Here is a 22,147-nt window from a genome sequence, read left to right as displayed (position 1 = left end):
CCGCGCGGGGGCCTTCACCGCTGCGGGCGATCGGCCAGCGCGGGGATCACCCCCGTGCCGTAGGCGTCGATCGAGTGCTCCTTGGCGTCGTGCATGGCGTAGAGCGCGAACTGGTCGACGCCCAGCTGCGCCAGCTCCCGCAGCCGCGCCACGTGGGACTGCTCGGAGCCCAGCAGGCAGAAGCGGTCGACGATGTCGTCGGGCACGAAGGCGGTGTCCGGGTTGCCGGCCCGGCCGTGGTGGGCGTAGTCGTAGCCCTCGCGTTCCTTGATGTAGGCGGTGAGGGCCGCGGGTACCGCGTCCGAGTGCTCGCCGTAGCGCGCCACCAGGTCCGCGACGTGGTTGCCGACCATGCCGCCGAACCAGCGGCACTGCTCGCGGGCGTGCGCGAGCGCTGCGGGGGTGTCCTCGCACACGTAGGCGGGGGCCGCCACGCAGATCGTGACCGCCGACGGGTCCCGTCCGGCCTGTACGGCCGCCTCGCGCACGGCGCCGACCATCCAGGCGGTCAGCACCGGGTCGGCCAGCTGGAGGATGAAGCCGTCCGCCTCCCGGCCTGCCAGCGCCAGCGCCTTGGGTCCGTAGGCCGCCATCCACACCGGCAGCCGCCCTTCGCGCACCCACGGCAGCCGCATCGGGGTGCCGTCCACGACGGCTTCCCGGCCCTCGGCCAGGTCGCGGATTGCGGTCATGGCCTCCCCGAGCCTGGCCAGGGTACCCGGCGGCCGTCCGGCGACCCGCATCGCCGAGTCGCCGCGCCCGATGCCGCACACGGTGCGGTTGCCGTACATCTCGTTGAGGGTGGCGAAGGTGGAGGCGGTGACCTCCCAGGCGCGGCTGCCGGGGTTGGTGACCATGGGTCCGACGGTCAGCTGCGTGGTGTGCGCGAGGATGCGGCTGTGGATGACGTACGGCTCCTGCCACAGCACCGGGGAGTCGAACGTCCAGCCGTAGGTGAAGCCGTTGCGTTCGGCGCGGCGCATCAGGGAGACGGTGGCGGAGCCGGGGGGATCGGTCTGGAGCACGAGTCCGAAGTCCATGGGCACAACCCCTCAGTTCAGAAACTGGCAGATCCCGCGCGGCACGTACTGGCCGCTTCCGGCGCGGCCCGTGTACGTACGGCGGTCGATGACCGTCTCGCCGCGGGAGAGCACCGTGACCACCCGGCCCGTGAGGGTTTTGCCCTCGTAGGCGGAGTAGTCGACGTTCATGTGGTGGGTTTGAGCCGAAAGAGTCTGCTCGGCGTGCGGGTCGTAGAGGACGATGTCGGCGTCGGCGCCCGGCGCGAGGGTGCCCTTCTTCGGGTAGAGGCCGAACATCCTGGCCGGTGTCGCGCAGGCGATGTCGATCCAGCGGCGCCTGGTGATGTGCCCGTCCACGACGGCCTGGTGGAGCAGGTCCATGCGGTGTTCGACGCCCGGCATCCCGTTGGGGATCTTGGAGAAGTCGCCCTTGCCCAGGTCCTTCTGGCCTGTGAAGCAGAAGGGGCAGTGGTCGGTGGAGACCACCTGGAGGTCGTCGGTGCGCAGCGCCCGCCACAGCGCCGCCTGGTGCTCGGCGGGGCGCAGCGGCGTGCTGCACACGTACTTGGCGCCGCCGAAGTCGGGCTCGGCCAACTCGTCGGTGCTCAGGTAGAGGTACTGCGGGCAGGTCTCGCCGAAGACCGGCAGGTCCATTCCGCGGGCGGTGGCCAGCTCCGCCACGGCTTCCTGCGCGGAGACGTGGACGACGTAGAGCGGGGAGCCCGCCACGCGTGCCAGTTGGATGGCCCGGTGGGTGGCCTCCGCCTCCAGCAGCACCTTGCGGACCTCGCCGTGGTGGCGCGGATCGGTGCGGCCCGCCGCGAGCGCCTGTTCGACCAGGACGTCGATGGCGATGCCGTTCTCGGCGTGCATCATGGCCAGCCCGCCGTTGGCGGCGGTGCGCTGCATGGCGCGGAGGATCTGGCCGTCGTCGCTGTAGAAGACGCCCGGGTAGGCCATGAACATCTTGAACGAGGTCACGCCCTCTTCCACGAGGCCGTCCATCTCCCGCAGAGTGCCCTCGTTCACGTCGGAGAGGATCATGTGGAAGGCGTAGTCGACGCAGGCCTGCCCGTCGGCCTTGGCGTGCCAGGTGTCCAGGCCCTCGCGCAGCGCGTGGCCCTTGGTCTGGACGGCGAAGTCGACGATGGTCGTCGTACCGCCCCAGGCGGCGGCGCGGGTGCCGGAGGCGAAGTCGTCGCTGGAGAAGGTGCCGCCGAAGGGGAAGTCCATGTGCGTGTGGGCGTCGACGCCGCCCGGGATGACGTACAGGCCGCTCGCGTCCAGGACACGGTCGGCGGTCAGGCTCTGCGCGACGGCGGCGTTCCGGTCGACGACGGCGACGACGCGGCCGCCCTCGATCAGCACGTCGGCCTGCATCTCCTCGGCGGCGGTGACGACCAGGCCGCCCGTGATCAGGGTGGTGCTCATACCGCGGTTCCTCCTCGGACGAGTTCGGCCTCGGCGGTGCGCAGGGCGGTCTCCAGCACGGCGGCGCCCGCCTCGGCCTCGGAGACGGTCAGCGAGAGCGGCGGGGCGATGCGCAGCACGCTCGGGGCGGAGTGGCCGCCGCCCTTGCCGATGAGGACGCCGCCCTCCCGTGCGGCCTCCAGCACCAGCGAGGCGGCGCGTGGCGAGGGCTCGCCGGTGCGAGGGTCGACGAGTTCGACGCCGACCATCAGCCCGCGCCCGCGCACCTCGCGGACGACTCCGAGCCGGGGTGTACCTCCCGCTGTGACGCTGGGGGAGGCGGCCGAGCGCAGCCGCTCCAGCAGCAGTCCGCCCACGCGGCGTGCGTTGGCCTGGAGGTCGTGTGCGAGCAGGTGGGCGAGGTTGGCCCGGGCGGCGGCCATGGTGATCGGGCTGCCGCCGAAGGTGGAGATGGAGTGGGCGTCGAGGCAGTTCATGATCTCGGCGCGGGCGACGACGCCGCCGATGGACATGCCGTTGCCGATGCCCTTGGCGAAGGTGAGCATGTCGGGCGGTCCCGCCGCGTCGTGGGCCTGCCAGCCCCAGAAGTGGTCGCCGGTGCGGCCCCAGCCGGTCTGCACCTCGTCGCTGATCCACAGGATGCCGTGCTGCTTCAGCTCCTCGCGGAAGGCGGCGTAGAGCCCGTCGGGCGGCGAGGTGAACCCGCCGACGCCCTGCACGGGTTCGGCGATCAGCGCGGCGACGCCCGAGCCGGCCTGGCCGAGCATGTCGCGCAGGTCGGCGACGCAGGCTTCGGTGAACGCGGCGTCGTCCAGGTGTGCGTAGGGGCCGCGGGTGCGGACGCCGCCGTGCACGTAGAGGGTCTGGAGGGGGGAGAGCGAGGTGGGCGACCAGGAGCGGTTGCCGGTGATGCCGACGGTGGTGAAGGAGCGGCCGTGGTAGCTGTTGCGCATGGCCAGGATCTGGTTGGAGTGGCGGTAGGCGGTGGCCAGCAGCAGTGCGGCGTCGTTGGCCTCGGTGCCCGAGGTGGTGAAGAAGACCCGCGCGTCGGGGATGCCGGACAGCGCCGCGACCTGCTCCGCGAGCTCCACCATGGGGCGGTTGAGGTAGAGGGTGGAGGAGTGCACGATCCGCGCGGCCTGTTCGCTGACGGCCCTGGTGACCTCGGGCAGCGCGTGGGCCGTCATGGTCGTCAGGATGCCGCCGAAGAAGTCCAGGTAGCGGCGCCCCTCCGCGTCCCAGACGTGGCGGCCCTCGCCGTGGGTGATCTCCAGCGGCTGCTCGTAGTAGAGAGCCGTCCAGTCGGGGAGCACGGCCTGGTGGCGGGCGTGCAGCGCGCGGTGGACGTCGGTGGAGGGGGCCGGGGGTACGGCGGTGGCGGCTTCGGCGGCGGAGCCCGCGGTGGCTTTGGGCTCCGGGCTCACGGCCGCACCAGCCCCTCGTAGGCGTCGGGGCGCCGGTCCCGGTAGAAGGCCCACTGCTGCCGCACCTCGTCGATCATCCGCAGGTCGAGGTCGCGGACCAGCAGTTCCTCCTCCTTGTCCGAGGCGGGCTGCCCGACGAACCGGCCGCGCGGGTCGACGAAGTAGCTGGTGCCGTAGAAGTCGTTGTCGCCGTATTCCTCGGTGCCCACGCGGTTGATGGCCGCGACGAAGTACTCGTTGGCGACGGCGGCCGCGGGCTGTTCCAGCTGCCACAGGTGGGAGGAGAGGCCGCGCGAGGTGGCCGAGGGGTTGTAGACGATCTGGGCGCCGGCCAGACCGAGGGCGCGCCAGCCCTCGGGGAAGTGCCGGTCGTAGCAGATGGAGACGCCGACCTTGCCGACGGCGGTCTCGAAGACCGGCCAGCCCAGGTTGCCGGGGCGGAAGTAGAACTTCTCCCAGAAGCCCGGCAGCTGCGGGATGTGGTGCTTGCGGTAGGTGCCCAGGACGGTGCCGTCGGCGTCGATGACGGCGGCGGTGTTGTAGTAGAAGCCGGAGCCGTCCACCTCGAAGACCGGGGAGACGACCACCATGCCCGTCTCCCTGGCCAGTTCGGACATCCGCCGGGTGGTGGGCCCGTCCGGCACCGGTTCGGCCCACCGGTAGTGCTCGGGGTCCTGCACCTGGCAGAAGTAGGGGGCGTTGAAGACCTCCTGGAAGCCGATGATCCGCGCTCCTTGGCGGGCGGCCTCGTGGGCGTGCTTCTCATGTTTGGCGAGCATCGACTCGGTGTCGCCTGTCCAGGTCGCCTGTACCAGCGCGGCACGTACGACATCGGGCATGAGCAGCTCCTTCGTGAGGGCGGCAGCCTGTTCGACACGCGTAGACATACGTGAGGTTGCGACGGTAAGTCGCCTCGGAGCGCGTGACAAGAACCCCGGCGGGGGCGCACGGGAGCCGCCGGCTTTACCGCTCCGTAACCTACTGATGGGTTACCTCCGGTAGCCCGTCGTGGTTACTCTCCAGTCACTTTCCAGCCCGGGCCACCGATGACGTCTGGAGCCGTGCATGCGCCCCTCCCCCACCGCAGTGCGTTACGCCTCGGTCCTCCTCGCCACAACACTCGCCGCCACCGGCCTCACCCTCGCCCCCGCCGCCGCCCTGCCCGCACCGGCCGCCACCGGCGCCACCGCGTCCGGGATCGACTTCGTCGACATCGAGGGCGACGGCGGCACCACCCTCAAGGCCAACGTCGCCCTGCCCGACGGCGCCTCCGCCGACTCGGCGCACACCTACCCGCTGATCGTGCTCCCCACCAGCTGGGGGCTCCCGCAGATCGAATACCTGGCACAGGCCAAGAAGCTCGCCGACGCCGGGTACGTCGTCGTCAGTTACAACTCGCGCGGCTTCTGGCAGTCCGGCGGCGAGATCGAGGTCGGCGGCCCCGAGGACATCGCCGACGCCTCCCGCGTCATCGACTGGGCCCTCGCCCACACCCCCGCCGACAAGGACCGCGTCGGCATGGGCGGCGTCTCCTACGGCGCCGGCATCAGCCTGCTGGCGGCCGGCCACGACCCCCGCGTCAAGGCCGTCACCGCGCTCAGCGGCTGGGCCGACCTGATCGGCTCCATCTACAGCGGCCGCACCCAGCACCTCCAGGCCGCGGGGCTGCTCGGCGGCGCGGGCGAGCTGACCGGACGGCCCAGCCCCGAACTGCGGCAGATCCTCAAGGACTTCACCGAGTCCAACCTCGACAAGGAGGACGAGATGATCGCGTGGGGCAAGAAGCGCTCCCCCGCGACCTACCTCGACCGGATCAACGACAACGGCGCCGCCATCATGCTCGGCAACGCCTGGAACGACTCGATCTTCCCGCCCAACCAGTACGCCGACTTCTACGAGAAGCTGCGCGGCCCCAAGCGGCTGGAGTTCCGCCCCGGCGACCACGCCACCCCGGAGGCGACCGGCCTGCTCGGACTGCCCAACGACACCTGGTCGCACGCGCACGACTGGTTCGACCGCTACCTCAAGGGCGAGAAGAACGGCATCGACACCGAACCCCCGGTCCAGCTCAAATCCAGGTCGACCGGCGCCTACGAGGGCTACAAGAGCTGGAAGGAGGTCCCTTCGGGCGAGCGGGCCATCTCCCTGGACGGGAAGAAGGACCTCGACACCGGCAGGGACTCCGGCGCCAACGGCGGCACGATATTCCTGACGGGCCTCCTCGACCAGTTCCTCAAGCTGCCGCCCGTCGTCTCCATGCCGCTGCTGCCGCGCTCCCGGGCCGCCGTGTGGGAGTCGGAGCGGTACGGCGAGGACACGCCCGTGCGCGGCACGACGAAGCTGCACACCACCGTCACCAGCACCGCCGAGAGCGGCACCTTCTACGCCTACCTGTACGACGTGGGCCCCCTCGGCGCGGGCAAGCTGATCACCCACGCCCCGCACACCTTCCACGACCGCACCCCGGACCAGCCGTTCGCCGTGGACCTGGACCTCTTCTCCACCGCCTACGACGTACCGAAGGGGCACAAGCTCGCCGTCGTCATCGACACCGTCGACCCGCTGTACGCCGAGCACAACCCGGACGGTGCCCGCCTGGACTTCACCTCTCCCGCCGCCGACCCCTCGCGCGTCACCGTCCCGACGGGGCAGCCGGCGGACGCCGGCTGAGCGCGGTGGGCGTCCGCCGGAGCGCGGACGCCCACCAGCGAATGCCCGCGGCCTCCGGTCGGCGGCGTGCGGAGCCCAGCGCATCGACAGGGAAACTTGCAAGTTTCCCTGTCGAAATCGTAGGCTCGACGTATGCCGCACGAGGACAGCGGACGAGCCCGTGAGCCCGCGGAAACAGCCGAGCCCGCAGAGACCGCAGAGCTGGCCGCCGAGGTGGCTGCCGCCGTCGGGGCGCTCGGCAGGCACCTGCGGGCGGCCTCCCCCGCGGGAGAGCTGACCCCGACCCAGCGCTCCGTACTGGGCCGGATACTGCGCACGGGCCCCACCACCATCGCCGCGCTCGCCCGCGCCGAACTGGTGCGCCCGCAGTCCATGCGGGTCACCGTCGGCGCGCTGGAGGAGCGAGGCATCCTCGCGCGCAGCCCCCACCCGACCGACGGCCGCCAGGTGGTCTTCGCCCTGACCCCCGAGGGAGCGCGCACGCTCGACGCCGTGCGCCGGGCCAAGCACGACTGGCTCTCCGAGGCCCTCGCCACCCGGCTGGACAGGGCCGAGCGCGGCACACTCGCCGCGGCGGCCGTCCTGCTGCGCAGGCTCGTCGCGGAGAACGCCCCCGCCGTTGGGGAGCACGAGGGCGCAGACATCGGGGAGGACTCCGGGGCGGAAGACGATTCGGGCGCGCAGGACCCGCGGTGAGCGACCCGGCGGCAGGAGGCGGGGAGGGAGGCCGTACGGGCAAGGTGCTCGACGGGAGCGCCCCGGCGGCCGGCCCCGAGTCCGCCGGGCCCCCGGTGCGCGGAGACGGCTTCGGCGCCCGCCTGATGGCACCGCTGCTGCTGGGCTCCCTGCTCAACCCCGTCAACTCGACGATGATCGCCACCGCGCTGGTGGTGATCGGCCGCGGCTTCGGTGTCGGCTCCGCCGACACCGCCTGGCTGGTGGCCTCCCTCTACCTCGCCAGCGCCGTCGCCCAGCCGACGATGGGCAAGCTCGCCGACGCGCTCGGACCCCGCCGCGTCTTCCTCGCCGGCCTCGTGATCGTCACCGCGGCCGGTGTGGCGGGTGCCGCGGCGCCCGCGTTCGGCTGGCTGATCGTCTCCCGCGTGCTGCTGGGCGTCGGCACGTCGGCCGCGTACCCGTGCGCCATGGCGCTGCTGCGTTCTGAGGCCGTGCGGCTGGGCACCCACGTGCCGCGCCCCGTTCTCGCGCGGCTGTCCCTGGCCGGGCTCGGCAGCGCCGCCGCCGGCCCCGTCCTGGGCGGGCTGCTGGCCGCGACGGCGGGGTGGCGGGCGATCTTCGCCGTCAACATACCGGTGGCCCTCGCCGGGCTGGGCCTGGCGCTGCTGTGGCTCCCCAGGGACCCGCCGCGCACCACCAGCGCGCCCGGACCGCGCACCCGTGTCGACGCGCTGGGCGTCCTGCTCTTCGCCGGTGCCCTGACCACGGCGATGCTCTTCCTGATGGGGCTCGGCCATCCGCGCTGGCCGCTGCTGGCACCGTTCGCCCTGTTGGCGTGCGCGTTCGTGTGGTGGCAGCTGCGTACGCCCGCCCCGTTCCTGGACCTGCGCGTGCTGGCACGGCACCGGCCGCTGGTGCTCACCTACCTGCGGCACGGGCTCACGTACCTGGTCATCTACTGCGTGATGTACGGCTACGCGCAGTGGCTGGAGGAGTCGCACGGCTTCTCCTCGTTCGGGTCCGGCCTGATCATGCTGCCGATGTCGCTGGCCGCCGCCGTCTGTGCGCTGCTCGGCGCCCGGACGAAGGGCATCCGCGGTCCCCTCGTCCTCGCCGCCGGGCTGCTGCTCGCCGGAGCGGGAACGCTCGCTTGGGCGCACGGCAGCACACCCCTGGCCGCGCTGCTGCTGGCCTCCGTCCTGTGCGGGCTGCCGCAGGGCCTGGCCGGTACGAGCAACCAGGCCGCCGTCGCCCGCCAGGCGCCCGCCGGCGGGATGGGCGCGGCCGCCGGGCTCCAGCGCACCTCCCAGTACCTGGGTGCCATCACCGCGTCCAGCCTCATCGCCCTCTTCTACGGGCAGCAGGCCGACGACGCGGGCCTGCACCTGATAGCCGTGACGGCAGGGGTGCTCAGCGCCGTCGTGCTCGCGCTCACCGTCACCGACCGCGCCCTGCGCGGCCGTTCGTAACCCCACAGAACCCGCATGTCCACCCCGTACCGAGGAGCACACCCATGGCCACGCTGACCCTGGACCCCCGCACCGCGCTCGTCCTCATCGACCTCCAGAAGGGCGTCACCGGCATGCCGACCGCGCCCCACCCGGCGGACGAGGTCGTCCAGCGCGGTGCCCACCTGGCGGCCGAGTTCCGGCGGCGCGGGCTGCCCGTCGTCCTCGTCACCGTCCGGGGCGGCGCACCGGGACGCACGGCCGCCGGCCTGGGCGGGCGCGGCGAGCGCCCCGCAAACCACGCCGACCTGCGCCCCGAGCTCGACCCACAGCCCACCGACATCCGCGTCACCAAGCAGAACTGGGGCGCCTTCTACGGCACCTCCCTCGACCTGGAGCTGCGGCGGCGCGGAGTCACCCAGATCGTCCTGGGCGGCATCGCCACCCGCTTCGGCGTCGAGTCCACGGCGCGGTCCGCGCACGAGCACGGCTACCACGTGACCGTCGCCGAGGACGCCTGCACCGACCTGGACGCCGACGGGCACCGGGCCTCCGTCGACGGCGTCTTCCCCCGGCTGGGCGAGACCGGATCCACCGACGAGGTCGTGGCCGCACTCGGCGCAGCCTGACCGCCCCCGCCCCTGGTCGGGCTCGGGCCGCGCCCAGCCGGGCCGGACACGCCCAGGCGGCCGGGTCCGGCCCCGGCTGGTGGAGAATGTGTGACGTAGAGGCGGTGTCCCGCCGCAACGCCGCGCCCACGGAGGCCCGCATGTCGCTGATCGTGCCCGAGTTCGACGACACGGTCGTCGTCCGTGCCGCCGAGGCCGAAGTGCTGGGGCAGGCGCCCTCGACCGTCGCCCTGCTGGCCGACGCCGATCAGACCGGCGGCGCGCTCTCCACCCAGCGCGTCACCCTCTTCGACGGCGCGAACGGCGCCACCCCGCACCGGCACACCCGGTCCGCCGAGATGTTCTACGTGCTCGACGGCACCGCCCAGGTGCTGTCCGGAGACCAGGTCCTGACCGCCGAACGCGGAGACCTCGTCGTCGTGCCCCCGCACACGGCGCACGCGTTCGCCGCCGCGCCCGGGCACAACGCCGACCTGCTGATCGTCCTGGCGCCCGGCGTCGCGCGCTTCGACTACTTCCGCCACCTGGCCCGCGTCGCCGGCGGCGAACTTCCGCCGGAAAGCCTGCTGGAGATCCAGGAGAGGTACGACAACCACTTCCTGCACAGCGCGGCGTGGGACAGCGCCCGTAGCTGAGGGCGGCCTGGCGGCCGGTGCCGGTGTGCGGCGTGCGCTCCGGCCGGCCGGTCAGCCGTCCTCGCGCCGCGCGGTGACGCCCTCCAGGACGGATGCCAGGAAGCGGCGTACGGCGGCCAGTTCCGGCTCCGCCAGCTGCGCCGCCGCGTCGGCCACCTGCGCGATCAGCGGGCCGAAGTACGCCTCCCCCAGCGCGACCGCCCGCTCGTCCACCTCCAGCAGCACCCGCCGCCGGTCGCGCGGGTCGCGGGTTCGGCGGACGTGCCCGAGGCGTTCGAGGCGGTCGACGAGGGAGGTCGTGCCCGCCGAGTTGAGGCCGAGCCGGGCCCCGAGGCTGCCGGGGGTGACCGGCGTCCGGGCCCTGGCGGCGTCCAGGAGGCAGACGAGGGCGCGCAGATCGGTGGGGTGGAGCCCGTTGCGCTGGGCGAACCCGGCGGCGAGCAGGTCGAGTTCGGTGGAGACGGCGCGCAACTGGCGCACGACGTCCAGTCCGTCGGCGCTCTTGTCGGTGGGGGTCACGCCTCCGACGATATCTCGCTCAGCGAGGCGAATCGGAGACGGCATGCACCCGGACCAGCACGTCCGCTCCGCCTACGACGCCGTACTCGGACTCTGGCCACAGGACACCGAGAGCATCGACGTCACCACCGTCCACGGCACCACCCACGTGCCGGCCTGCGGGCCCGCGGACGCGCCGCCGCCGCTCCTGCTGCACGGCGGCTTCGCCACGGCCGCCGCGTGGTACGCCTGGGACTGGGAGACCGGCGGCAGCCAGGACATCGCCCCCGCGTACCGGCAGGTGTACGTGGCGGCGGCGCAGACCGACGCGCTGCCGGCGGACTTCCTCGCGTGAGGCAGGCCGGGCGCGGACCCCGCGGAGCCGCGCCCGGCGCCACCGGCCTGAGCTGCCGCCCGCCGGTCAGCCGTGCGTCGGGTGGACGACCCTCGCCGAACCGCCGCCCCTGCGCTGGGTCTCGGCGGCCGCGCGCCAGCGGCCATCCCGCAGACGCTGCACCCCGGTGGCCGCACCGATCTCCGCCGTCTCCTCGAACGAGTGGCCCAGCTTCTCCAGTCGGTGCCGCACCTTGCTGTCCATCAGCGCGGGCTCGGCCTCCGTCTGCTCGGCGTTGCGCTGGCTGGCGCGCGGTGCCGCGATCGCGTCGACGAGCGGCATGCCGCGGTCGAGGTGGTTGGTGAGCGTCTGCAGCACCGTGGTGATGATGGTCGCGCCACCGGGCGACCCCAGCGCCAGTACCGGCTGGCCGTGCTTCAGCACGATCGTCGGCGACATCGAGGAACGCGGCCGCTTGCCGGGGCCTGGCAGGTTCGGGTCGTACACGCCGGGGGTGGCCGGCGTGAAGGAGAAGTCCGTCAGCTCGTTGTTCAGCAGGAAGCCGCGCCCCGGCACGGCCATGCCGCTGCCACCGGTCTGCTCGATGGTCAGCGTGTAGGCGGCGACGTTGCCCCACCTGTCGGAGACCGTGAGGTGCGTGGTGTTCTCGCCCTCGTAGGTGGTGGGCGCCGCCTGGTCCGCGTCACCGCGGTCGCAGGCGCGCGGGTGCCGCGGATCGCCCGGCGCGACCGGGCTGGACAGCGCCTCGTCGTCGTCGATCAGGCACGCGCGGGAGTCCGCGAACCGCTGCGAGGTCAGGCCCCTGGTCGGCACGTCCTCCTGGGTGGGGTCGCCCACCCAACGGCCACGGTCGGCGAACGCGATACGGCTCGCCTCCAGGTAGCGGTGCAGGTACTCCTTCTCGCTCATCGCGCCCAGGTCGCTTTGCTCCAGGATGTTCAGCGCCTCCGCGACGCTGGTGCCGCCCGAGGAGGAGGGCGCCATCCCGTACACGTCCAGGCCCCGGTACGCGGTGCGGGTCGGTTTCTGCGACCGCGTCTCGTACGCCGCCAGGTCCTTCGCCCGCAGATCACCAGGGCGCACCTCGCGGTCCGCGCCTTCGGCCACCGCGGGCTCGCGCACGGTGCGCACGATGTCGCGCGCCAGCTTGCCGTGGTACAGCGCCTTGGTGCCCTTGCGGGCCAGCAGGTCGTAGGTGCGGGCCAGGTCCCGGTTCCTCAGCGTCGAGCCGACCTTCGGCAACTCGCCACCGGGCAGGAACAGGTCCGCCGTCGCGGGGAAGTCACGGAAGCGGTCCTCGTTGTCGGCCGTCTGCTCGCGGAACGTCTCATCGACGGTGAAGCCCTCACGGGCCAGCCTCGTCGCCGGCTGGAGCACCTTCGCCAACGATTGGGAGCCGTACGCGTCCAGCGCCTTCTCCCAGGTCGCCGCCGTGCCCGGGGTGCCGACGCCCAGGCCGCTGGTGACGGCCTCGTCGAAGGGGATCGGCTTCCCGTCCTCGGTGAACAGCTTCTCGTCGGCGCTCAGCGGCGCCTTCTCCCGGCCGTCGATGGTGTGCACCTTGCGGGAGTGCGCGTCGTAGTACACGAAGTACCCGCCGCCGCCGACGCCCGCCGAGTACGGCTCCGTCACCCCGAGCGCCGCCGCGGTCGCCACGGCCGCGTCCGCGGCCGTGCCGCCGCGCTTGAGCACCTCGATGCCCGCGGCCGAGGCGTCCGCGTCGACGCTGGAGACGGCGCCCCCGTAGCCCGTGGCGACGGGGCTCTTGGCGGGAGAACCGGCTCTGCCGCCCTCCGCCGTGTCCGCGCCGCCCGCCGTGCCGGGGGCCGCACCCGTCAGGCCCGCCACCACGGCGGCGACCGTCAGCACGCCGATCCCGCGCCGGGCGGCCTTCACGTGTGGTCCGGCCGCTGTTCGTCCCCGCCCCCACCGCAGCGCACCGAAGACCCGCAGGACACCACCGCCGGGCGTGCCGCCGTCGCGGCGGGACACAGACGGGCCCTGGTGGTGGGGCGGGGAGGGGGCGTTCGGCCGGCCGGCGGGGTCGGGAGAGGGCGTCATGGGAGGGGCCTCCTTTGCGCTGGCTCCGCGGGTGAGCGCGTGATCCGCGACAGCGTAATGCTCTTGACGCGGATGCGTCAGCACCTCGCGACGGCCCCCGTACGCGCTCACCCTCCCGGTCGGCGCGCCCGCCAGGGACGTCCGTCAGGCAGGTTCGACGGCCGTGACGCCGTCACCGGCCTCGCCGACCGCCTCCATGCCGGGCGTCGAGTCGATGAGGACGCGGAAGCTTCCACGCAGCAGCGCCTGGTCGTCCGCGATCAGCACCCGGACCGACTCAGCCATTCCGACTTCCTCACACGCTCCTGCCGACCCATCGCGTCGCGCGATCCTCACAACCGTGCCGTACGAGCCACCCGGCATCGCGGGCGGCGCCGGAGATCCCAGGGCGAGAGGGCGTGTGCACCGACACGCCACCTCACGCGTCCCAGCGGCTGTGCCGGACGTAACCGGCGGCCAGAGCCGCAACCGTCCACACCAGCAGCACCGCGAACCCGGTGCGTGCGTCCGTGCCCCTCGACGCTGAGCATCCGCATGCCGGCCTGGTCGGGGAAGTAGCGCGCGACCCCGCGGGCCGCTCCGATGGCGGAGAGGATCTGCGTGCCGGCGAGCACCATCGGGAGCAGGACGGCCAGGGCTCTCGATACTGTCGGGCAGGTCCCCGGCCTACCGGGAGCGCAGGTCGACGCGGACCCCCCGCGGCTTCGACCGTGCGGACCAGGGCGGGGAGTTCGGACAGGCCGAGCACCGGCCGGTGGACCCAGGCGCCGCCCTCCTGCGGCCGGCGCAGCACCGTGAGGGTGGTCCGCATCTCGCGCAGGGTCTCGCGGCTCACCTCCTCGATCACCTCGAGAGCCGCCCGCGCCTCCTCCGGGCGGGTCGCGACCACGTGGTTGGCGACACCGGCCTTGACCGCGATCAGACCCACGCTGTGGGAGACGACGTCATGGACATCGCGGGCGATACGCAGGCGTGCCTCGACCTTCGCCTGTTCGGCCGCCTGCCGCTGGCGTGCCTCGACCTCTCCCTCCGCTCTCCGGCCGCCGCCCAGGCGGCGCCGAGCAGGAGCAGGGCGAACACGGCCTGCACGGCCATGGAGCCGCCCTGGTAGTGCTCTCCCTCGGTCACGGTGAGCAGGGCCGCGGTCACGGCACACAGCACGGCCACCCCGGCCGCGGACAGCCCCCGTTGCCGCCGCCTCGACGTCGCCACCGGGTACAGGGCGTACGCGGCGGCGAGGAACGGGACAGGTCCGAGGCCGACGGCAAGCGCCGCGCAGGCGACGGTCAGAACACCGCAGAAGACCGGTACGGGCCACAGCCGCCGGGCGACCAGCGGCAACGCGGTGCACAGCGACAGCAACCACACGGCGGTCGCGCTCACTTCGTCGCCGACGGCCGCACACACGACCGCGACCTGGGGCAGGAGGGAGAACCCCAACGCGGCCAGCGCGTCGAACATGACCGGACGTCGGCGTGCCGCATCACCCATGCGGGGAACGTATGCGTTCGCGCATACCCCGTCCACCGAGCGCAGATACCCGCCGGGCGGCCTTCGCCCCCGGCCCGGCCGCTGTTCGCCCCCGTCCCCCGCCGCAGCGCACCGCAGGCGTCAGCACCTCGCGACGGCGCCCGCACGCACCCACCCCCTCGGTCGGCGCGCCGCGAGGGCCTACGCTGCCGCGTCATGGACGACAACGTGCGGGAACTCGTGCTGGGACTGGTGGCGGCGGCGATCACCGCCGCGGCGGGGTGGTTCGCCCGCACCTCCGTCTGGCGGCGCAAACTCCACAGGCAGCAGCGCTTCTTCGGGCTTCCGGCGAACTCCGGGTGCCTGCTGGTGGTCAATCACGACCCGGCGACCGACGAGGCAGCCGTCGCCCGCAACGACGTGTTCGCGCTGCTGGAGCTGTCCGCGCTCGTCAAGGACTGCGGCGCGCGGATGGAGGTGGTGGCGCACGACGCGGCGCGCCGGGGGTTCGGCGAGCACACCGAGTTCTGCCTGGGCGGGCCCGGTTCGAATCAGCGTACGGCGGCGCACATGGAGATGCTGCTGCCGGGCGTGGCCGTGAACACGGACGCCGAACCGGGTCCTGACCGGGGCGCGTTCAGCGTGGGCGGCGAGCACTACCGGATGGAGAAGGGCCGCGTCGAGTACGCGCTGCTGGCCCGGGTCACGGGGGCCTCGTCCCCCGCCGGCACGAGAGGAGAGCGCGGGGACGGTGAGGCGGTGCGGCCCGTCTTCCTGATATGCGGCCAGCGCTCCCTCACCAACCAGGCCGCCGCCCGCTACCTGGCACGGCACCAGGTGCGACTGGCCCGCAGGCACGGGCACGGCGGAGACTTCTGCCTGTTGCTGCGGGTGGTCAACTCGCGTGCCTACGGCCCCGATGTGGTGGAACTGGTGGCCGACGTGACGCGGGAGGCGACCGCCGCACCCACCCGCTGAGCCGCGCGCGGGGCGGCGGTCAGGGGCGGGCTCCCGGCATGGTGGACCCGGCCTCGGCGGGGGCCACGGGTACCGCCTCGTTCTTCACGTTGCGCCGCTCACGGCGGGCAACCCAGTTGGCGAACCAGGACAGCAGCATGCACAGGCCGATGTAGATCGCCGAGATGACGATGACGACGGGGATGAACGGCATCGTGTAGTCCATGTTGATGGCGATCAGCCGCCCGGCGTGCAGGAACTCCTCGTAGGTGATCAGGTACCCCAGCGAGGTGTCCTTGAGGGCCACGACGAGCTGGCTGATGATCGTCGGCAGCATGGCGCGCACGGCCTGCGGCACCAGGACGTGGACCATGACCTGGGTCTTGCGCAGGCCGAGCGCGTAGGCGGCCTCGCGCTGGCCCCGGTCGACGGACTGCACACCGGAGCGGAAGACCTCAGCGAGCACGGAGCCGTTGTAGAGGGTCAGCCCGGTCACCAGGGCGGGCAGCGCCTGGACCTGCAACGCGACGAAGACGAAGAAGATCATGACGAGCACCGGCATGGCCCGGAAGAACTCCACCAGCACGGTGCTCACCCAGCGCAGCGGCCGGTGGTCCGAGAGCCGTCCCGCGGCCAGCACGGCGCCCAGCGCCAGGGCGAGGACGGCGGCCATCGCGAAGGCCTTGAGGGTGTTGCCGAGGCCGCCGAGCAGCATCTCCTGCACGCCTTCGTAGGCGAAGGGGCGCCACTTGACGTGGGCGAACTGGCCGGTGTCGAGAAGGAGCCAACAGATCCAGGCCAGCAGCGCGGCGAGCGCGAGCGAGGTCAGCAGGCCGTAGAGCAGGTGGCGGGCGCGGGCGCGGGGCCCGGGGACGTCGTAGAGCGCGGAGGCCACGGCCTTCGGCGGGCGCTTGGCGCCGCGTCCGCGCAGCAGTGTGGCCAGCCCGGAGGGGGGCGGCGGGGCGGGCGGCGGCGTGGTCATCGGGCCACCCCCCAGCGCCGCTCCAGCACGTGGAAGAGGCCGGAGATGGCGAGGGTGAGGATCAGGTATCCCAGTGCGATCCACACGAAGCTCCAGATGACGTTGTAGCCGTTCTCACTGAGCGTCTTGTAGGTGCTCAGCAGTTCGACGACGCTGAAGGAGCCCGCGATGGCGGAGTTCTTGGCCAGCGCGATGAGGGTGGAGCCGATCGGCGCGATGACGGTGCGGAACGCCTGGGGCAGCACGACGGTGCCGAGTGTCTGGCCGAAGGTCATGCCCAGGCTGCGGGCGGCTTCGCCCTGGCCGGCGGGGACGGTGTTGATGCCGGAGCGCACCGCCTCGCAGATGAAGGAGGACGTGTAGCAGCCCAGGGCGAGCACCGCGAACAGTTCGAAGGGCAGGGCCACCCCGAAGCGCGGCAGCCCCAGCAGCATCGCGAAGAACAGCAGGGTGAGCGGGGTGTTGCGCAAGACCGTCACCCATGCGGTGCCCACGCCGCGCAGTGCCGCCACGGGCGCCACCCGGAACCCGGCCATCACGACGCCGACGGCGAGCGCCAGCAGCGAGGCGTAGACGGTCAGCCGTACGGTGCCCCAGAAGCCCTCACCGTAGAGGGCGAAGTTCTGTGTCAGTACGTCCATGGAGCCGCTTGGTTCCTCTCAGCTCGTCAGTCGGCGGTCGACGCGGGGCGGTTTCGGCGCGGGGGCGCCGGAGAGGCCGAGGGTGACGTCGTAGGCCCGCTTCCAGTCGCCGTTCTCCTCCCGTGCGACGAGGGCGTCGTCGAGGGCGCGGGCGAGCGCGTGGTCCTCGCGGGGCACGCCGATGCCGTAGGGCTCCTCGGAGAACGCCTTGCCGACGACCTTCAGGTGGTCGGGGTCCTTGGCGGCGTAGCCCAGCAGGATCGTGTCGTCGGTGGTGACGGCGTCGACCTGGTCGTTGAGGAGGTTGTCGACGCAGATGGCGTAGCTGTCGTAGGCCACGGGCTCGGCGCGCGGGTAGTCGGACTGGATGCGCTGGAGCGGGGTGGAGCCGACGGCGGAGCAGATCTTCTTGCCCGCCATGTCCTGCGGCCCCTTGAGCTGCTTGTTGCCCTTGCGGACCAGCAGCCGCTGCCCCGCGATGTAGTAGGGCCCGGCGAAGCCGACGAGTTTCCTGCGGCCCTCGTTGATGGTGTAGGTGCCGACGTAAGTGTCGATCTGGCCGTTCTGGAGGGCGGTTTCGCGGTTGGCCGAGGCGATGGCCTTGTACTCGATCTGCCGGTCGGGGTCGAAGCCGAGAGAGGCGGCCACCATCTCGGCGATCTCGATGTCGAAGCCGGTGTACTCGCCGGTGGCCGGATTCTTCTCGCCCATGCCCGGCTGGTCCTCCTTGACGCCGACGGTCAGGCGTCCGCGCTGGTGGGCGCGGGTCCAGGTGGGAGAGGAGGGGAGGGAGAAGTCCTTCTCGACCGCGTAGTGCGGCAGGGCGCTGGGCTGCGGGCCGCGGGCGGGCGGGCTGCCGGGGACGCCGCAGGCGGCGGCGAGCGCGACGAGGAGGGTGACGGCGCCGAGGGCGCGTCGCCGGCGCGGGCCGCGCCGCGGCAGGGGGTGCGGGCGCGCGGGTGGGAGCGGGCCGCGGCGCCGGGGGACGGGGGTGTGCGCAGGCACGAGGGGCGGCCTCTCAGTGCTTGAGGATCTTGGAGAGGAAGTCCTTGGCGCGCTCGCTGCGCGGCGCGGTGAAGAACTCCTCCGGAGTGCGGTCCTCGACGATCTGTCCGTCGGCCATGAAGACCACGCGGTTGGCCGCCGAGCGGGCGAACCCCATTTCGTGGGTGACGACGACCATCGTCATCCCCTCCCTGGCCAGCTGCTGCATGACCTCCAGCACCTCGCTGATCATCTCCGGGTCGAGCGCGGACGTCGGCTCGTCGAACAGCAGTGCCTGCGGCTCCATGGCCAGGGCCCTGGCGATGGCCACCCGCTGCTGCTGGCCTCCGGAGAGCTGGGCCGGATACTTCTGCGCGTGTTCGAGCAGGCCGACGCGGTGCAGGAGTTCGCGGGCGCGGTGCTCGGCCTCGTCCTTCTTCCTGCCGCGCACCTTGACGGGGGCGAGCGCCACGTTGGCCAGTACGGTCTTGTGCGCGAAGAGGTTGAAGGACTGGAACACCATGCCGACTTCCGCGCGCAGCCTGGCCAGCTCCCTGCCCTCGGCGGGAAGGGGCCGGCCCGCCAGGGTGAGGGTGCCCGAGTCGACGGTCTCCAGGCGGTTGATGGTGCGGCACAGCGTGGACTTGCCCGAACCCGAGGGGCCGATCACGACCACGACCTCGCCGCGGCCCACGGTGAGGTCGACGTCCTTGAGCACGTGCAGCGCGCCGTAGTGCTTGTTGACCCCACGCAGCTCGATGAGCGGTTCCAGCGGCAGCGTTTCCATAGGAAAGGGAAACTATCGGGCTGAATGGGTCACTACCGGGATGACACGCAGTAAGGGTTTACAACAGGAAGGGTGGCCTCTCACCTCTCGCCTGTCCCGCTCCAGGGCCCGCCACCGCAGGGCCCGGGCGGCGGCCGGTCAGTCCTCGCTGACCTCCGCGTACGCCTGGGAGAGCTCGGGCGAACCCGTCTCCGCCCAGGTGGCGCCCTCCGCGAGCACATCGACCTCCCGCCCGGACGGGAGCCGCACCACGGGCTGCCCGTCGGGCCAGCGCACCCAGCGGGCGCCCGGCACCGAACGCACCATCACCGTTCCCAGGTAGAGCCCGGCGTCGGCGCCCAGCCAGGGCGCGACCTCCGGGTCCTCGCGCCAGTGCGGCAGCAGCTGGTCGAGAGCGGTCAACGACTCGACGGTGTCGTCGAGTTCGACCCCTACGGCGCCCGCCTGCTCGCGCAGCAGTTCGCATTCGGACAGGAGCTGCGCCGCGCTCGTCTGGTCGCCCGACAACTCGTCGGTCACCGTCGCCGCCCCCTCGGCATCCGGGTGGGGCTTGCGCCAGTTGTCCAGAAAGGGGAAGTGCATGCCTGACAGCGTGGCATTCTCACGGCCCCGGGCACCATAGGCGCGCGGTGCGACGAGCCCACCCGGTTGGGCCGAAGGACACCTTGACGCCGCGTCAGAGCCTCCCTAACTTCACCCCGCCTCGGTCGAATCCGAAGTGCACACAACGCTGCTGGAGTCCCATGAGAGGGCAACACGTGCGCAGACGTACCTGGATCAGATCCCTCACCGTCCTGCTCGCCGCCACGACCGCCACCGCACCCGCACTGACCGCAACCGCCACCGCGCAGACCCCCGCCACGGCGAGCCGGGCCGCCGCCCCCGCCAACCGGCCACTCCCCCTGGAGAAGCTCTACGACAACCGCGCCGTCAGCGACGACGCGGATCCCGGCGCCGCCGACTTCGACGGCGCGGGCCGCTCCCTGTCCGCACAGGACCTCAAGGCCGCGGGGTGGTCCCCCGGCACCCGGCTCGACCTGGACGCCGCACGGCTGCGCTGGCCCGACCGCGCCCCGGGCCGCCCGGACAACGTACGCGCCGACGGCCAGCGGGTACGGGTCGACGGCAGCGGCACCGCGCTCTCCTTCCTGGTGGCCGCCACCTCGCCGCACGGCCCCGGCGACACCGTCAGCGGCGAAGGCACCCTCCACTACCGGGACGGCTCCCGCGGCCACTACACCCTCACGGCCGGCGACTGGCGCGGCGGCCCCCTCGCCACCAAAGCCGTCGCACTCCCCCACCTCAACACCCGGCAGGGCGACCAGGTGGGCGAGAAGGCCAGGATCTACGCCGTCACGGTGCCCCTCGAACGCGGCCGCACCCTCGCCTCCGTCACCCTTCCCAAGGACCCGGGGAACGACGCCGACCTGCACGTCTTCGACATCGCCCCCCGCCCTCAGAGCACCGGATGGACCGGCAGCTGGGCCGCGAGCACCGGCGGCTACACCGGGGTCGGGCTGTGGCGGGACCAGACACTGCGGCTGGTCGTCCACACCTCCGCCGGCGGACCGAAGGCCCGCATCAGACTGGAGAACACCTTCGCGGCCCAGCCCGTACGCATCGGACACGCCTCCCTCGCCGTCCAGAAGGACGGTGCCACGGCGAAGGGCCGCCCGGTGCCGCTCACCTTCGACGGCGGACGAGCCGGCACCCGCATCCCCGCGGGCGCCCGCGCCGTCAGCGACCCCGTCGGATTCGACGTACCCCAGGACACGAACCTGCTGGTCAGCATCCATCTGCCAGAGCCGGTCAGCGCGGCGCCCGTACACAGCGAGGCGCTCCAGCGGTCCTATCTGAGCGAAGGCGGCAGCGGGAACCGCACCGGCGACACCGCCGGCGGCGCCTTCACCCGCTCCCTGTCGATGTGGCCGTTCCTGACCGGCGTCGACGTCCAGGGCGGCCCCGGCTCCGTCGTCGCGCTCGGCGACTCCATCACCGACGGCGTCCGCTCCACGCAGGGCGCCAACCGGCGCTGGCCCGACGTGCTGGCCGGCCGGCTGCTCCACCAGAATGACGTGCCGCGCCTCGGCGTCCTCAACCACGGCATCTCCGCCAACCGCGTCGCGAGCGACCGCTACCCGGGCGACGGGGTGAGCACCGACACGGCGGGCGTGAGCGCCCAGCACCGGCTGGAGCGGGACGTCCTCGCCCAGACGAACGCGCGCACCGTCGTCCTGTTCGAAGGCATCAACGACGTGCGGTGGGGCGCCACCGCCGAGGAGGTCATCGCGGGCATGCGGGCCATCGCCGCCCGCGCCCGCGCACAGGGCCTGCGGGTCGTCGGCGCCACCATCACGCCCTGTGAGGGGTACAAGGACTGCACCGCTGAGGTCGACGCGCGGCGGCAGAAGGTGAACGCCTTCGTGCGGGAGAGCGGCGGCTACTTCGACGCCGTTCTCGACTTCGACAAGGTCGTCAGGGACCCGGGGCATCCCGCACGGATGGCCCCCGCGTACGACTCGGGCGACCATCTGCACCCCGGCGACGCGGGGCTGAAGGCTCTCGGCGAGTCGGTGGACCTGCGCGCCCTCACCGGATGAGGGCCCGCCCCTCCCCCGGGGCCCGCCTCCGTGCGAGGAGGCGGGGCACGGCGGGAGGGGCGACGGGGGGCCGGAGCGCCCTACAGGTCGAGGTCGACCACCACGGGCGCGTGGTCCGAGGCGCCCTTGCCCTTGCGCGCCTCACGGTCCACGTACGCGTCGGAGACGCCGGTCACGAACGCCTCGTTTCCGTACACCAGGTCGATCCGCATGCCGCGGTTCTTGGGGAAGCACAGCTGCCGGTAGTCCCAGTACGTGAACGGAACGTCGTACTTGAGGGGCCGCGGGTAGACGTCCGAGACCCCCGCGGCCTCCAGCGCGGCGAGCGCCTCGCGCTCACGTGAGGTCACGTGGGTGGAGGCCTCGAACTGGGTGATGTCGTGCACGTCCGCGTCGGTCGGCGCGATGTTGAAGTCGCCGAGGACCGCGAAGGGTGTCGACGCGGAGGCGAACTTCTCGGCGGTGTCCCGCAGCGCCGCGAGCCACTGGAGCTTGTACTCGTAGTGGGGGTGGCCGATCTCACGCCCGTTGGGCACGTAGAGGGACCACACCCGCACACCGCCGCAGGTGGCGGCCGCGGCACGGGCCTCGACGGTGCCCTCCCACTCGGGCGCGCCGGGCAGGCCGAGAGCCGGGTCCTCGATGCCGACGCGGGAGAGGACCGCGACCCCGTTCCACCGGCCCTGGGCGCTGACGACCGACTCGTACCCGAGCGCGCGCAGCTCCTGCTGCGGGAAGGCGTCGTCGGACACCTTGAGCTCTTGCAGGCAGAGCACGTCGGGCTGAGCCGTCTCCAGCCACTGGGTGAGGCGCGGCAGGCGGGCTGTTATCGAATTGACGTTCCAGGTGGCGATACGCATGCAGACTCCGTCGGG

The 22,147-nt window shown here is 72.6% G+C and carries 22 protein-coding genes and 1 pseudogene; 8 read left to right on the top strand and 15 right to left on the bottom strand.

Going from position 1 to position 22,147, the window contains the following annotated elements:
- Positions 1-14: 14 nt before the first annotated feature.
- From DTL70_RS17380 to DTL70_RS17365, 4 genes are all read right to left on the bottom strand, one after another.
- Positions 15-1,040, bottom strand: a complete 1,026-nt coding sequence (locus tag DTL70_RS17380) for a TIGR03842 family LLM class F420-dependent oxidoreductase (RefSeq protein WP_114022868.1) — start codon at positions 1,038-1,040, stop codon at positions 15-17.
- A gap of 12 nt (positions 1,041-1,052) precedes the next feature.
- On the bottom strand, positions 1,053-2,453 hold the full coding sequence (hydA, locus tag DTL70_RS17375) for a dihydropyrimidinase (RefSeq protein WP_114022867.1): 1,401 nt from the start codon (positions 2,451-2,453) through the stop codon (positions 1,053-1,055).
- Positions 2,450-3,787 carry an aspartate aminotransferase family protein gene (locus DTL70_RS17370; RefSeq protein ID WP_114023189.1) on the bottom strand — a complete coding sequence of 446 codons (1,338 nt, stop codon included), beginning with the start codon at positions 3,785-3,787 and terminating at the stop codon, positions 2,450-2,452. Before DTL70_RS17370 ends, hydA begins: the two co-directional genes overlap by 4 nt.
- 86 nt (positions 3,788-3,873) lie before the next feature.
- Positions 3,874-4,716, bottom strand: coding sequence for a nitrilase-related carbon-nitrogen hydrolase (locus DTL70_RS17365; RefSeq protein WP_114022866.1), 843 nt, complete (start codon positions 4,714-4,716; stop codon positions 3,874-3,876).
- 226 nt (positions 4,717-4,942) lie between these two features.
- On the opposite strand from DTL70_RS17365, the gene DTL70_RS17360 reads away from it, so the two are divergent.
- The 5 genes from DTL70_RS17360 (at position 4,943) to DTL70_RS17340 (ending at position 9,937) form a co-directional block, all read left to right on the top strand.
- The gene (locus DTL70_RS17360; protein WP_114022865.1) at positions 4,943-6,547 is read left to right on the top strand and encodes an alpha/beta fold hydrolase; all 1,605 of its coding nucleotides are present in this window, start codon (positions 4,943-4,945) and stop codon (positions 6,545-6,547) included.
- Between the two features lie 132 nt (positions 6,548-6,679).
- Positions 6,680-7,243: a MarR family winged helix-turn-helix transcriptional regulator gene (locus DTL70_RS17355; protein WP_114022864.1), complete on the top strand. Its 564-nt coding sequence runs from the start codon at positions 6,680-6,682 to the stop codon at positions 7,241-7,243.
- Between the two features lie 44 nt (positions 7,244-7,287).
- Positions 7,288-8,694, top strand: a complete 1,407-nt coding sequence (locus DTL70_RS17350; protein ID WP_425470382.1) for an MFS transporter — start codon at positions 7,288-7,290, stop codon at positions 8,692-8,694.
- Positions 8,695-8,738: 44 nt separating this feature from the next.
- Positions 8,739-9,302 carry an isochorismatase family protein gene (locus tag DTL70_RS17345; RefSeq protein WP_114022863.1) on the top strand — a complete coding sequence of 188 codons (564 nt, stop codon included), beginning with the start codon at positions 8,739-8,741 and terminating at the stop codon, positions 9,300-9,302.
- A 140-nt stretch (positions 9,303-9,442) separates the two neighbouring features.
- Positions 9,443-9,937, top strand: a complete 495-nt coding sequence (locus tag DTL70_RS17340; RefSeq protein ID WP_114022862.1) for a cupin domain-containing protein — start codon at positions 9,443-9,445, stop codon at positions 9,935-9,937.
- Between the two features lie 51 nt (positions 9,938-9,988).
- Here DTL70_RS17340 and DTL70_RS17335 read toward each other — a convergent pair whose 3' ends face one another.
- Positions 9,989-10,456, bottom strand: a complete 468-nt coding sequence (locus tag DTL70_RS17335; protein ID WP_245979433.1) for a MarR family winged helix-turn-helix transcriptional regulator — start codon at positions 10,454-10,456, stop codon at positions 9,989-9,991.
- A gap of 43 nt (positions 10,457-10,499) precedes the next feature.
- Here DTL70_RS17335 and DTL70_RS17330 point away from each other — a divergent pair, with 43 nt between their 5' ends.
- Positions 10,500-10,790: a hypothetical protein gene (locus tag DTL70_RS17330; RefSeq protein WP_114022860.1), complete on the top strand. Its 291-nt coding sequence runs from the start codon at positions 10,500-10,502 to the stop codon at positions 10,788-10,790.
- A gap of 66 nt (positions 10,791-10,856) precedes the next feature.
- Here the strand turns inward: DTL70_RS17330 and ggt are convergent, their stop codons facing one another.
- The 4 genes and pseudogenes from ggt to DTL70_RS34345 all read right to left on the bottom strand — a co-directional run bounded on the left by ggt (position 10,857) and on the right by DTL70_RS34345 (position 14,342).
- Complete coding sequence (gene ggt, locus DTL70_RS17325) at positions 10,857-12,851, bottom strand: gamma-glutamyltransferase (protein WP_245979432.1); 1,995 nt, start codon at positions 12,849-12,851, stop codon at positions 10,857-10,859.
- Between the two features lie 147 nt (positions 12,852-12,998).
- A pseudogene (locus DTL70_RS17320) lies at positions 12,999-13,136 on the bottom strand (DNA-binding response regulator); the annotation flags it as partial.
- A 133-nt stretch (positions 13,137-13,269) separates the two neighbouring features.
- Positions 13,270-13,779 (bottom strand): histidine kinase dimerization/phosphoacceptor domain-containing protein, encoded by a 510-nt coding sequence (locus DTL70_RS17315; protein WP_245979431.1) that lies wholly within the window; start codon positions 13,777-13,779, stop codon positions 13,270-13,272.
- On the bottom strand, positions 13,770-14,342 hold the full coding sequence (locus DTL70_RS34345) for a DUF7134 domain-containing protein (RefSeq protein WP_245979430.1): 573 nt from the start codon (positions 14,340-14,342) through the stop codon (positions 13,770-13,772). The genes DTL70_RS17315 and DTL70_RS34345 overlap by 10 nt, the downstream gene beginning before the upstream one ends.
- A gap of 195 nt (positions 14,343-14,537) precedes the next feature.
- Between DTL70_RS34345 and DTL70_RS17310 the strand changes: the two genes are divergently transcribed.
- Positions 14,538-15,299, top strand: a complete 762-nt coding sequence (locus DTL70_RS17310; RefSeq protein WP_181860965.1) for a hypothetical protein — start codon at positions 14,538-14,540, stop codon at positions 15,297-15,299.
- A 19-nt stretch (positions 15,300-15,318) separates the two neighbouring features.
- On the opposite strand, the gene DTL70_RS17305 is transcribed toward DTL70_RS17310, so the two are convergent.
- The 5 genes from DTL70_RS17305 to DTL70_RS17285 all read right to left on the bottom strand — a co-directional run bounded on the left by DTL70_RS17305 (position 15,319) and on the right by DTL70_RS17285 (position 19,254).
- The gene (locus DTL70_RS17305) at positions 15,319-16,260 is read right to left on the bottom strand and encodes an amino acid ABC transporter permease (protein WP_245979429.1); all 942 of its coding nucleotides are present in this window, start codon (positions 16,258-16,260) and stop codon (positions 15,319-15,321) included.
- The gene (locus DTL70_RS17300; protein ID WP_114022858.1) at positions 16,257-16,901 is read right to left on the bottom strand and encodes an amino acid ABC transporter permease; all 645 of its coding nucleotides are present in this window, start codon (positions 16,899-16,901) and stop codon (positions 16,257-16,259) included. Before DTL70_RS17300 ends, DTL70_RS17305 begins: the two co-directional genes overlap by 4 nt.
- 18 nt (positions 16,902-16,919) lie before the next feature.
- Positions 16,920-17,843: a glutamate ABC transporter substrate-binding protein gene (locus DTL70_RS17295; RefSeq protein WP_114023184.1), complete on the bottom strand. Its 924-nt coding sequence runs from the start codon at positions 17,841-17,843 to the stop codon at positions 16,920-16,922.
- 76 nt (positions 17,844-17,919) lie between these two features.
- Complete coding sequence (locus DTL70_RS17290) at positions 17,920-18,663, bottom strand: amino acid ABC transporter ATP-binding protein (protein ID WP_114023183.1); 744 nt, start codon at positions 18,661-18,663, stop codon at positions 17,920-17,922.
- Positions 18,664-18,810: 147 nt separating this feature from the next.
- Positions 18,811-19,254, bottom strand: a complete 444-nt coding sequence (locus DTL70_RS17285) for a DUF6278 family protein (RefSeq protein ID WP_114022857.1) — start codon at positions 19,252-19,254, stop codon at positions 18,811-18,813.
- A gap of 161 nt (positions 19,255-19,415) precedes the next feature.
- On the opposite strand from DTL70_RS17285, the gene DTL70_RS17280 reads away from it, so the two are divergent.
- The gene (locus DTL70_RS17280) at positions 19,416-21,272 is read left to right on the top strand and encodes an SGNH/GDSL hydrolase family protein (protein ID WP_114022856.1); all 1,857 of its coding nucleotides are present in this window, start codon (positions 19,416-19,418) and stop codon (positions 21,270-21,272) included.
- A gap of 80 nt (positions 21,273-21,352) precedes the next feature.
- Here DTL70_RS17280 and DTL70_RS17275 read toward each other — a convergent pair whose 3' ends face one another.
- Positions 21,353-22,132, bottom strand: coding sequence for an exodeoxyribonuclease III (locus DTL70_RS17275; RefSeq protein WP_114022855.1), 780 nt, complete (start codon positions 22,130-22,132; stop codon positions 21,353-21,355).
- Positions 22,133-22,147 lie beyond the last annotated feature (15 nt).

This window comes from Streptomyces diacarni, from assembly GCF_003323715.1.
Lineage (GTDB): Bacteria > Actinomycetota > Actinomycetes > Streptomycetales > Streptomycetaceae > Streptomyces > Streptomyces diacarni.
The sequence above is the reverse complement of the archived record's forward strand: the minus strand, read 5'-3'. Positions and strand labels throughout refer to the sequence as shown.